The organism is Vibrio sp. T13N (assembly GCF_032970445.1).
GTDB lineage: Bacteria > Pseudomonadota > Gammaproteobacteria > Enterobacterales > Vibrionaceae > Vibrio > Vibrio diabolicus.
Genome location: NZ_JAWJYE010000007.1, coordinates 1 through 12,135 on the forward strand (window position 1 = coordinate 1; position 12,135 = coordinate 12,135).

General features: G+C 43.2%; 9 protein-coding genes and 1 pseudogene. 2 read left to right on the top strand and 8 right to left on the bottom strand.

Going from position 1 to position 12,135, the window contains the following annotated elements; all coding sequences use genetic code 11:
- Positions 1-798 precede the first annotated feature (798 nt).
- Positions 799-1,656: a glutathione-dependent disulfide-bond oxidoreductase gene (yghU, locus tag R2S67_RS12945; protein WP_053807951.1), complete on the bottom strand. Its 858-nt coding sequence runs from the start codon at positions 1,654-1,656 to the stop codon at positions 799-801.
- Positions 1,657-1,910: 254 nt separating this feature from the next.
- On the opposite strand from yghU, the pseudogene R2S67_RS12950 reads away from it, so the two are divergent.
- Positions 1,911-2,021, top strand: a pseudogene (locus tag R2S67_RS12950) (dihydrofolate reductase); the annotation flags it as partial.
- A gap of 66 nt (positions 2,022-2,087) precedes the next feature.
- On the opposite strand, the gene R2S67_RS12955 reads toward R2S67_RS12950, so the two are convergent.
- The 3 genes from R2S67_RS12955 to R2S67_RS12965 all read right to left on the bottom strand — a co-directional run bounded on the left by R2S67_RS12955 (position 2,088) and on the right by R2S67_RS12965 (position 6,102).
- Positions 2,088-3,542 (bottom strand): sucrose-6-phosphate hydrolase, encoded by a 1,455-nt coding sequence (locus R2S67_RS12955; protein ID WP_317344944.1) that lies wholly within the window; start codon positions 3,540-3,542, stop codon positions 2,088-2,090.
- A gap of 31 nt (positions 3,543-3,573) precedes the next feature.
- Positions 3,574-4,497 (bottom strand): aminoimidazole riboside kinase, encoded by a 924-nt coding sequence (locus R2S67_RS12960; protein WP_182033257.1) that lies wholly within the window; start codon positions 4,495-4,497, stop codon positions 3,574-3,576.
- 165 nt (positions 4,498-4,662) lie between these two features.
- Positions 4,663-6,102: a sucrose-specific PTS transporter subunit IIBC gene (locus R2S67_RS12965; RefSeq protein ID WP_048624798.1), complete on the bottom strand. Its 1,440-nt coding sequence runs from the start codon at positions 6,100-6,102 to the stop codon at positions 4,663-4,665.
- Between the two features lie 235 nt (positions 6,103-6,337).
- On the opposite strand from R2S67_RS12965, the gene R2S67_RS12970 reads away from it, so the two are divergent.
- Complete coding sequence (locus R2S67_RS12970) at positions 6,338-7,324, top strand: LacI family DNA-binding transcriptional regulator (protein WP_182033256.1); 987 nt, start codon at positions 6,338-6,340, stop codon at positions 7,322-7,324.
- Between the two features lie 63 nt (positions 7,325-7,387).
- Here the strand turns inward: R2S67_RS12970 and R2S67_RS12975 are convergent, their stop codons facing one another.
- The 4 genes from R2S67_RS12975 to R2S67_RS12990 all read right to left on the bottom strand — a co-directional run bounded on the left by R2S67_RS12975 (position 7,388) and on the right by R2S67_RS12990 (position 12,134).
- Positions 7,388-8,761, bottom strand: coding sequence for a carbohydrate porin (locus tag R2S67_RS12975; protein ID WP_282150266.1), 1,374 nt, complete (start codon positions 8,759-8,761; stop codon positions 7,388-7,390).
- Between the two features lie 533 nt (positions 8,762-9,294).
- Complete coding sequence (locus R2S67_RS12980; protein WP_012842374.1) at positions 9,295-10,026, bottom strand: hypothetical protein; 732 nt, start codon at positions 10,024-10,026, stop codon at positions 9,295-9,297.
- 312 nt (positions 10,027-10,338) lie between these two features.
- Positions 10,339-11,058 carry a beta-ketoacyl-ACP reductase gene (locus R2S67_RS12985; protein WP_005392780.1) on the bottom strand — a complete coding sequence of 240 codons (720 nt, stop codon included), beginning with the start codon at positions 11,056-11,058 and terminating at the stop codon, positions 10,339-10,341.
- 272 nt (positions 11,059-11,330) lie between these two features.
- Complete coding sequence (locus R2S67_RS12990) at positions 11,331-12,134, bottom strand: metal ABC transporter permease (protein ID WP_317344946.1); 804 nt, start codon at positions 12,132-12,134, stop codon at positions 11,331-11,333.
- Between the last annotated feature and the right edge of the window lies 1 nt (position 12,135).

Below are 12,135 nucleotides of genomic sequence, written 5' to 3' on the forward strand. Positions count from 1 at the left end.
TAACAACATAATAATTTATTGTCAGAATTTCAGATAAAAATAAAAATTTAATTTATATATAACCTAAATATTATCTATTACTAGACAGGAGAAAAGTATAATTTCCCTTTCTTAAAACTAAGGGAGGCTTTTTTCGATGCCTTTGAGTTTGTATCGTCATCAGTAAACTGAGTGTAACAATGAGGGATAAGGCATCCGGCTTTAGCACGAAAAGATAAGCCACTGTTATTTAAGTTCACTCTCTGCTTTTTTATCACTAAAGACTTTAAATTTCGGTTACCTTCAGTTTGTATAGCAATTCTTTCACGTACCCCAACCCAGTACGAATCAAACGACGACATTATACATATCCTCTTTCATGGTATAAGCAGTTGTAATTAAACATTGCTCAAAGCTAGATGTAGAATTCAGTAAATTATTTAAATTTTATTTATCTATAAATTTTAATTTAAATAGATTAACCTGCACATTCCACACAAAATAAAAGGTTATGTCAAAGATTAATTATCATTAAGTTTATTTATACTAGATATAAAATTAAGTTATAAATTTAAGGTTATCTAAAGTATAAATTTTTAGAATATCATCAGCTAATAGTTAATAGAAATGCAGAGGGCTTGTTGAATATGAAAACGACAAATAGAAGCAAAGAACCATCTATAGATTGAATAATCTTCAACGGGGTTACAATTCAAATAAAAGTAGCGCATCTAGTAAGATGCGCTATGGATTTGATCAGTTTTGGAGTATGAGTTCGGATGAAAACAAACTTACTTGAAGTGACTGAGCCAAGTTTGCTTATGGTTTAAGCTTCAATACCTTATCAATATCTTCTGCGCTGTGACGTTCAGGTAACTGCTCCCACTCTTCTCCCCATGAGCGATTCACAATACGACCACGCTGGACAGCTTCTCGCTCATCAATCGCTTTCGCCCAACGCACAACGTTTTTATAGCTTTCTACGTCTAAGAATTCAGCCGCATCGTAAGCACGACCCAGTACAAGGTTGCCGTACCATGGCCATGTTGCGATATCAGCGATACTGTAATCATCGCCACCTAGGAATTCATTGTTTGCGAGGCGCTTGTCTAATACATCTAACTGACGTTTTGCTTCCATTGTAAAACGGTTGATTGGGTACTCGAACTTCTCTGGTGCGTACGCGTAGAAGTGACCAAAACCACCGCCTAGGTATGGCGCAGAACCTTGCAGCCAGAACAACCAGTTCATCACTTCAGCACGCTTTGCGCCCTCTTTTGGTAGAAAGTGACCAAACTTCTCTGCTAGGTAGAATAGGATGTTACCTGATTCAAACACGTTCACTGGCTCAGAACCTGAACGGTCAACTAGGGCCGGAATTTTCGAGTTCGGGTTCACAGCAACAAAACCAGAACCAAACTGGTCGCCGTCACCAATCTTGATCAGGTATGCATCATATTCTGCTTCTTTTACGCCTGCCGCCAGAAGCTCTTCAAACATGATCGTTACTTTCTGGCCGTTTGGAGTCCCCATGGAATAAAGTTGGAATGGGTGTTCCCCAACAGGCAATTCTTGCTCATGACGAGCGCCTGAGTCCGGGCGGTTAATGCTCGCCCACTGGCCACCGTTTTCGTTATCGTTTGTCCAAACTTTTGGTGGAATGTATTCGTTAGCCATTGTTATCCCTTATTGTGTTTGAATGCATTATCAAACTGGCAAACTCAGTGCGCCAGCAAGCATGATGAAGTAACCCACCGCATTCGATAAATGGGCATACCCAAGATATTAGGCCGGAATCTTCAAATAAAAGTCCTGACCTTTCACTTAATTAGAACCTTTGGTTATGGGATTTTCTTTCACGCTATAAGGAAAAACGTTGTGTTAATGTGAGTTAGGTTCGAGATGCTAACAATAATGAGTAAGCCCAACTCGGCGGCGCACCTCTGTTTGGTGATTTAGAACAACCGCTTAACTTTACAGTCACTAAGAGCGAAGTAGTGTTAGATACTTTGGTTCAGAAGACTTACGTACGTGAAAGATAGTTAAAAAGAAAAACGCCCTTCAYTGASTCARTGAAGGGCGTTTTAATATCTTTGTAATCGAAACCGTTACTTAGCAGATTCAAATAAACCAGTGATGCCTTTCAAAGGGAAAAGCCTTGCTTGCTCCAACCCTTTCAACGTTACCTTGTTGAGGTCATCAATAAAGAAACGACTGGTCATCGTGTGTTTGCCACCATTAATAAAAATCTCGATGACAGAGTTGTCGATATATATATCAATCGTCTGCTTAGCGTCCAATCTTGGTGCTTTTCGAATGCTACCAAATTCTTCTGCGTACAAATGAGACATGTAACGACGGTCCAGCATAAACTCGTGCTCTGTCGCACTAAAGACGATGTTGTCACCTTTGAGGTTACTCAGCTCAAGTTCAAAACCATCACCCACAAGGTCTAATTGGATCAAACAACTTGTGCTTTCCAGTGTATGGGATTGTGCAAAGACCACCTCTTCTTTTCTTAAACTCTCCAGCTCAGGGAGTGGAGTTTGAACAAGAAAACCATCTTTCAACGTTAGTTCTCTAGGAAGAGACAACATTCCTGCCCACTGGTGTGTGACCGATGGTGTGTCGATTTCTGGCAACCCTATCCATGCAATAAGAATGCGACGCCCACTCTCATCTAAATAGGTTTGGGGGGCGTAGAAATCAAACCCATAATCTGGCTGTAAAATATCTTGGTGGTTTTCTAAAGTCATCGACTCTAGGTTCAACTGATCACCCACGATATACGCGACAGAATAGATGTTTTTGAAATCATAAGGATTACTACTGCTCACACCCTGTGGAGAAAACAGCATCACCGATTGACCATTAATCTCAAAGAAATCAGGACACTCCCACATGTACCCAAGGTCAGAAAACTTGGTCTTGATAGGACCTTTATGCTGCCACGTTTTCAAATCTTTGCTTTGATAAAGCGCCATTGAGCCATGCTCAGTTTTGGTTTGAGCACCCACCACCATCAAATAGTCGTCGCCTTTCTTCCAAACTTTTGGATCACGAAAGTGCTCCGTGTAATGTTCGTTCTCAATGACCACACCATGCTTTTCAATGTTGCCGTCTGAGTCCATGGTGGCAAAACACTGTGTTGGGATTCGATTCCAGTTTTGGTCACGCTTGTTGCCAGTAAAAAAAAGCAAAGCCTGGTTGTTTTCCACCAAAGCGCCACCCGAATAAACGCCATGTGAATCGTAGTCTTGGTCGGGATGAAGACCAACACCATGATCAGTAAAATGGATGAAGTCTTTAGTAGAAAGGTGATACCAATACTTCATTCCATGGACTGGTCCCACTGGCGTCCACTGGTAAAAGATGTGGTGCTCACCATTGAAATAGCACAACCCATTTGGGTCATTTAACAGCCCAAATCTAGGGGCGATATGAAAACTAGGAAAGCCTTTATCTTGCTGACGTGAAAGTGTCATTTCTTCGATATCACACTGAGGGATTTGCTCAAGTCGGCGATACCTTTGCTCTACAGTCCAACGGTTGTTTAAGCTCATAATTTTTCTCAACTGAAATTGGATCTGAAGATCATTGCCCAATAAATCGCAGCAATTCTGTCTGGGTCGGAAGCGCGGTCATTGCGCCTTTTTGCGTCGTCGCTAATGCACCACAGCCATTTGCCCATTGAATCGCAGAGCTAACAACAGGATGATTTTTCCAATCGGCATGCCGAGACAGACATGCCAGTAGCCCTCCGACAAAAGCATCACCCGCACCTGTGGTATCAATCGGACTAACGACTTGACCAGTGATCAGCTCACTCTGACTTTCAAAGACGCGCCAAACGCCTTTCGCACCTTGTGTCACCAAGACCAACGCAATATTCAAAGCGGCTATTTGTTGTAAACCCTGTGCCATCGAAGTTGAGTCAGTTAAGAACAAAAGCTCTTCTTCAGAGAACTTAACCACGTCAGCCATCGCTACAGCCTTCATCACGACAGCTTGGATTTCTGATTGATCTTGCCACACTTCATCGCGCAAGTTAGGGTCAAAGCTAATGAAACCACCAGCGGCTTTTGCTCTTTTGATCGCCTCAAATGTGCTGCTTCGACTTGGCTCATTTGCCAGTGAAATCGAGCAAACATGCAGCCAGTCACCTTGCTTAAAGTTTGGGATGTCTTCAACAGACATAAACTGATCAGCGCTCGGTTTTACCATAAACGTAAAGCTGCGTTCACCTTGATCGTCTAAATCCACCACCACTGTTGATGTTCTTTGCTCAGGGTCTTTAATGAGAAACTCCGTGCAAACGCCCTCTTGATCGAGTATTGATTGCATGAAGCGACCAAATGGGTCATCACCCACACGTCCAAAAAACGCACTCTTACCAGATAGACGAGCAATTGCTACGGCGACATTCGCTGGTGCACCTCCGGGACATTTGAGTAAAGAAGTCTCAGATTCCGGTATTAGATCGACAACAGCATCACCAGTTACCCACACTTGATTCATCTTGCTTACCTTAAAATTAAAGCCCTGATAGTCCAACGTGTTGAACACATTCACTACCAAGTAAAAATTGAAAAAGGCTAGCCAAACCATGAGTGCTTGGCTAGCACCCCAAACATTTAGGAAAAGAAGTGGACTTTGGGGGACTCCACCCTTAAGGAGTTCAGATTAAGCCGCTGCTTTTTTACCGACTTTAGCGCGGTCACGCATACCTAGAACAATGGTGAGAACAAATGCGGTCAAGAACGCGATCACCATACCCGCGATGTAGTAACCAATCTTATCCGGCGTGATGGAAATGATGCCTGGAAGACCAGCTGCACCCAATGCCTGAGCTTTCACATTAAACATTGTGATGAACGCACTTGATAACGCCGCAGCGCAAACTGCCGCAATAAATGGGTAACGTAGTTTTAAGTTAACACCAAACATGGCTGGTTCTGTAATACCCAGCAAACCCGTAACACCAGATGGAATCGCAATACCTTTCATCTTCTTATCTTTGCTCATCACGCCCACCGCCAACGCTGCCGCTCCTTGAGAAACGTTAGACATCGCCGCAATAGGAAAGATAAAGGTGCCGCCCGTCGTTGCAATATCCGCAAGAAGTTGAGTTTCAATCGCAATGAAGCTGTGATGCATACCAGTAATAACAAACGGAGCATAAATAAGACCAAATACCGCACCACCAACAAAGCCAGCTGTGTTGTATAGCCAGTTCAGACCATCACCCAATAGGAAACCGATATCACGCGTGAACGGACCGACGACAGTAAACGTCAGCAAACCCGCTATGAAAATCGCCAGTAATGGCGTTAAAAGGTTGTCTAAAACAGAAGGTATGACTTTACGTAAGCCTAGCTCAACCTTCGCAAGAATGAATGCCGATACCAAAACCGGTAACACTGAACCTTGGTAACCCACTTTTTGGATTTCAAAACCAAGAATATTCCAAACCGGAATGTTGCCAGACACAGATGCGCCGCCGAATCCCCAACCATTCAGCAAGTCAGGGTGAACCATCAACATACCTAGCGCTGCCCCTAAATATGGGTTACCGCCAAACTTCTTACTGGCTGAAAATGCCAGCAGAATAGGCAGGTAAACAAACGGAGCGTTCGCAAACGTGTTGATCATGTTCGCCAAGTCTGTCAGTCCTGGGTTGGCCTCAATCAAGGATTTACCATCAATAAACAAGCCTTGGGCAGTCAGTAGGTTGTAAATACCCATCAACAAACCGCCAGCGACGATTGCTGGAATGATTGGGACGAAAATATCAGACAGCCCTTTCACCGCGCGCTGAACGATGTTTTGTTTCTCTGCGCCAGCAGACGCAACGTCGTTGGTGGACATTTCACTCATCCCCGTCAACTTCGCCATTTCTGCATAAACTTGGTTTACGATGCCTGATCCAAAAATGATTTGGTACTGACCCGCAACTTTGAACTGCCCTTTTACCCCTTCAAGGCTATCAATCGCTTGTTCATCTATTTTTTGCTCATCTGCAACGGCAAGGCGTAAGCGTGTCGCACAATGCGCAAGTGCAGTGATGTTGCTTTTACCACCTAATAGAGTTAACAACTCTTTTGCTACTGCCGGATAATTCATTTCATACCCCATTGGATTATTATCTGAGCTTGCGAAATTTTCGGGAACGTTTGCAAAACAGATTTTTGCTCAACAAAACCAAATGATCAAAGATAAAGCAGAGAGAATGTGAGAATGATCGTCAAATTCTCTCCCTAAGAGCAGTATAGGAGGTTAGAATCGCTACTTATCAAAGAGCCTTTCATCTTCTCTTTGCAAACAATCCCAAAAACGAAAAACAGAATGGATAGGAACAATGGCGAGTCTGCATGATGTCGCCCGTCTGGCTGGCGTATCAAAATCAACAGTGTCACGGGTTATAAACGATGAGTATGGCGTAAAAGAAGCGACAAAACAGAAAGTCCGCCAAGCAGTAGCTGAGTGTGGCTATGTGCCAAACCAAGTCGCTAAAGATCTAAAATCTCAAAAGACCAATCTGGTTGGTGTCATTGTTCCTCGGGTTTCCTCTCATGCCACGTCCCAAGGCGTCGATGGATTAACCGAGGTCCTTGAAAAAGCGGGGAAACATGTCTTACTTGCTAGCACTCACCAAGTCCACGAAAAAGAACTGGAATATATTCAGATCTTTAACCAAAAACGGGTTGAAGGGATCATTCTTTACGCGACCCACCTCGATTCCAAGCTGGTCAAAGCAATTCAAAACTCAGCGGTCCCAGTTGTGCTCGTCGGTCAGGATGGTTCCATGTTTAATATTCCAAGCATCATTCATGATGACGCACGAGTAGGGTTTGAAGCGGGAAATAGACTGGTTGCAAAAGGTTGCCAAACCATGGGCTTTATTGGCGTACAAGGTGACGATATCGCGGTAGATAAGCAACGCTCTGAAGGATTTGTTCAAGCGCTGCAACACCATGGTTTTGAGCTCGCCTTCCATGCTCGTGGTGACTTTACCATCGACTCTGGCTATTCATTGGCAAAACAACACTTAACAGAGAACCGTAAGCTAGATGGCTTGTTCTGTGCGACAGACCGTATTGCTATCGGTGCGATGAGAGCTATTCAAGAGCTCGGGTTAACACCGGGTAAAGACGTTTTAGTGCTAGGAGTTGGTGATGATGAGCTCGCATCAGTGTGCACCCCAACCTTATCAACATTTAACTATGCATTTGATAAAGCAGGTGAAAATGGTGCGAAACTGTTACTAGATAGAATTGCCAACAGAAGTTTTGAAATGAGTAAGATGGTACTAACCTTCAAAACGATTGAGCGTCAGTCCTGTTAATGAAAAAGCGCCAACTGAWWTCAGTTGGCGCTTTTCTTATTACTCTTTGTCGGTTAGAGCCCTTTAGAACCAAGTTTCCATTTGCAGTGCAAACAGAACTTCACCACCATCCCCCATCGTTGCAGCGCCCGCATCCTGGCTAATCGAGTAGCCATTCAAGTCTTCGCTCCAATCAACGTAGCTAACTGCAAAACGTAGCTCCGGACGGTCAAAGAAACCTGCTGCGGTAGACATCTTAAGCGTTGGTGCAATTGTCGCTTTGTAAAAACTGCCACTTGCTTTATCAATCGCATTGTCTAGGTCCATGTATTGGTATGAGCCTTCATAAACCATCTCAAAGTTTTGTGTAAACTCTTGCGCTAAGCGGATGTTGAACGATGCCCACGTAAATTCATCATTTTTGGCAAAGCGATCTTGGCTGTGCTCTGCTAACAACGCAGGTGCTACACGCCAATTGTCGCCGATGCGTGTTACACCATAGCTGAACAAGCGTACGGCTTTTGCGTCTTCTAGCAAATCACCGTTTGAACCTATGCCTTTAAGTTCCGCCCCCAGTCCATCACCCATCAAAATACCAGTTTTAGAGAAGCCTTCACTCATGCCAAAGAAGGTATCGCCATGGTAGGCAAACATCGCATGTAAACCTTTGTCCGCAGAGCCTTCTGCTCGATCATTGTTATCAGCAGACGTCATGCCGCTCAGCATCAATTGCCAATTACCAAAGCGGTTGTTCATTGTCGCGATATAGTTTTCAACATCCGTTGACGAGCTATCAATCTCACCAAAATCACGACCATAGATCGAGAAGTTTACTTTCCACGAATCGCTCATTTGGATGTCATACACACCTGCACCAGTACCAGATAGGAAAACGATATCCGAGTCAAAGAAGTGAATGTCAAAGTTATCACGGTCAAATCGTTTACCTGCCCAAAACGTTGCGTCAGCAAACGCACTTGATTCAGAGAACATGCTCAACTTGTTTAGCTCAGCATATACCTGACGAACGTTTAATTGACTCTCACTCGCTGTCCATTCGTTATTGGTTTCCGTACTATCTGCCAGCATGATTCGGAACAATGCGCTGGAACCATCATCTGCAAAGCGTTTGTGAATAAGGTTTGCTTCCACATAATGATCATCCTCAACCCCTAATCGTCCAATTGGGGCGCCAATAGCACCAGCTGCCGTCATGTAAGGACCAGTACCCACTGCACCATTCAGATCATCATTAATGAGCAGCCCGGAACGAGCGTAGCCATGAAACTCAAAGCTTGAGGCTTTCTCATTTGCTTCTGTGGATACTTTTTCTGTCTGTTCAAGTCTCTGTTCTAATTCATTAATTCGCTTTTCAAGAGCGTCAACATCTGTTGTTGCGAATGCAGGTGCAGTAACCAGCCCAAGCGCTACTGCCATCGTCAAAGTGTGTAGTTTCATTTCCATAGTCTCACGTAAATTTATACTTAGGTTATCTGCAAACGTTCCCAAGAAAAATTGCAAACTTATGGTGACTTTAAATGTCCATCTAAAGCCTGAATTTCAGAGCGCTCAGATACAGAGCGTCTCTACCACTTGTATCAATGAAGGCGATAATATATAAAAATTTCGGGAACGTTACCGCAAGGAAGCGATTTTGTTACTTCTATCACGTTCAATTGTGTTAATTACAGAAAAATCATTAACCAGCGCACATTTGAATGGTAATGAGAAACAGGCATTGAAATTCAGCCTTATTAACAGGTGGCATTGTGGCAGAGACGTTGGCTCAACGTCTTTTATAGATTGTCTTGTGGTTAGAGCGCACAAAAAACTTCATAGAATCAGTGAGAGCATTGGCTCCATGCATTTTAATATCTACAAAACTCATTTTTTGAACATAAATGAGTTTTGTAAAATCCAATAATCTTGCTCATGGTCACATCGGTTTCGAAAAGCCACTCATTACCAAAAAGTAATCAAGCTAATGTAGTCTAATGCATCTCAACGTTATTCTCTTTGGCGACTAGTAAGTATTTAATTTGATGTTGAAAATCTGCCTCAATTATCTCTTCTCGACCTTTGGACATAACGGTGTCGTAAACCATGTTTACATATTCATACGGCAGATATTTATCAAAAACATGAACTATATCGTCGTTAATTAAAATTTCACCGTAACAAGCTAAGTCTTCATCAAACGTATTTTGGTAACAAGATATTTTAGAACTATCCCATCCAGAGTAAAATTTGACACTCTTGACATCGTCATACATCGCAATGAATAACTTTTCGATTCCAAGCTTTCCTTCAGCCTCAAACCTCGACTCAAAGTTAACATAGCCGATAGCAATACCTTCATTAGAAGCTGAGTAATCTTTATTAACTCCGTAGTGGACTTGGTTTTCTCTAAGTTTAGAATTGCCAATAGCTTTCCAAGTTAGGCGGTTCCCATCAATATTTTCACCAAATGTAAGCTCTTCTTTGACCTCAATAATTTGGTTCGCCAATTGGTAAGTTAAAGGCAGGTCAAGATCCGGAACGTTAGTGGCAAGACTTAGACCTTTCCTGCTATGTTTTTCGTAAATTACCTGATGTTTTCTTGGCTCGGAGTGAGAGCTTACAACTATCCATCCGCTTTCTTCAGTAGATGGGTTAGTTGATTCGGAGTTACAGCCCAAAATAAGAAGAGTTGACGCGCTAAACAGTACAGTTTTTAAGTACATAGTGAGTATTCAAAGTTAATTATTTAGTGGCATTATCATTTAAAACAATATCATGGGCAATAAAATCATACTTTAATACCTCAATAGTTATTCTATTTCGAAGTTAATATTTTTGATTAGCTAAATTGCTAGGTTAATAACTGAGAACGATGCCAGAATGAATTACGTGTTCTAACTCTATACTTAATCATACAAATCCGGCAGTGCGAAACGAATAAAGTGAACGTGTCAAAAGCCCGAATAGCGTTACCCAACAAAAACGCCCTTAACATAAGTAAAGGGCGTTTGTTATTTGAGATTTTGATTAGCGAGCTATAACACCAACCCACCATCAATCTTGAGCACTTGTCCGGTTATAAACGCACTTTTATCAGACGCTAGAAACGCAACGCCATTGGCAATGTCTTGCGCCGAGCCCATGCGTCCCAGAGGCGTTTTACTTTCCATCATTTGAATGACTTTTTCAGGCAAGCTCTTTGTCATGTCGGTAGCGATAAAACCTGGAGCAACACAGTTGACTCGGATTTGAGCGCCTTTTCTTGCGAACTCTTTCGCCCAGCCTTTGCTCATCGCTATCACGCCACCTTTACTCGCGCCATAATTACTTTGACCAATATTGCCATCCGTTCCCACGATAGACGAAATACTGACAATACTGCCTGCGCCTTGCTCTAGCATGACAGGTGCAACTCGCTGGGTGAGTAAAAACACCGCCTTTAGGTTCACGTCGATAACGCTGTCCCAGTCTTGCTCTAACATGTCTGGCAGCAGTGCATCTCTCGTTATCCCGGCGTTGTTGACCAGAACATCAATGCGTTGATGTTTCGCGACGATGCGGTCGACCACTTCACTTACCGCTGCGGCCTCACAGAGATTCACTTGATAACTTGAAAGGTTTGGCGACTGACTCCACTCCACAGGCGAGATATCTAGCCCCACGACGTGGAATCCATCTTCTAGTAATTGTTCGCAAATGGCCTGCCCTATACCGCGAGCAGCCCCTGTAACGACGGCGACTTTTTCGTCTTTCATCTTGGTCTTCCTTAAATGTTGAGAGTACAAATCTTGCTTGCTCCTAAGCGCTTATCGTTATGTGGTTTTGTGCTTCTCATACGCAAAGGGGTTTATTTAGATAATGAAACTATAGGAATATTCTGGAAGTAGGATGTGAATGAATCAAGACAACTTGATGATGTTTCAGCCCGTATTATTCCTAGAATCAAGATAGAAATACGATGGTGAGCCCTAAGCCTTTGAAGAAAAAAGCACCAACAATGCCAGTGGTGCTTTGAGTAAATGCCGTGTTAATGCTTTGTCTCTAACAAGACGTGCCTTTTGAAGGGTGGGAGCAGGTTAAATATCACTCCGATGATAAACAACGTAATAACAATCGTCGCACCGCTCGGTAAATCATACTTTGCAGAAGCTGCTATCCCCAGCAGAATACCAATTGTTCCGATACCTAAACTGGCGATTAAAAAACGTCTACCTTTAAGGCTTGCGGCACCTAAAGCTGGAATCACAAGCAAGGCAAACTCCAAGTAAATCCCTGTCAGTTTGACGGTGATAGGCATCAAAATAGCGAAGATGAGGTAAAAACCGCTACCATGCATAAACTCTGGTTTTAGCGTTAGCAACAATAACATTGCCCCCGTAATGACAGCCAAAGGCCAAACATCTTGCCATGTTGACCACAGTAGCTGACCATTCAAGATCCCTTGAATAAAATCGGCACCGTGTGGGTCTTTGCTAACCAGTAATACTGCCAATGAAGCGGACACAACAAACAAGCTGCCGATCATCGGTTCTAGGTGAGGATGGTTACGCTTTTCAAGCGCAGCAATAACACCACAAAGCACCAAAGACATCATCCAAGGACCAAGCATGCTGCCAAGCCATGATTCGGATAGCCAAGGAGAACCAGCATACCAAGAAGAAGAGTTCAGCCAATAGTGACTTAGCGCTGCTCCCAATGCTGCGACCTGAGCAACCGCCAGATCGATAAAAATGATCTGCCGCTGTAAGACTTGCTGCCCGAGCACAACATTCCCAACTAACGCAATTAAGCCACACAAAACCGCTGGCGCTAACCAAAGGTATTCACCCATA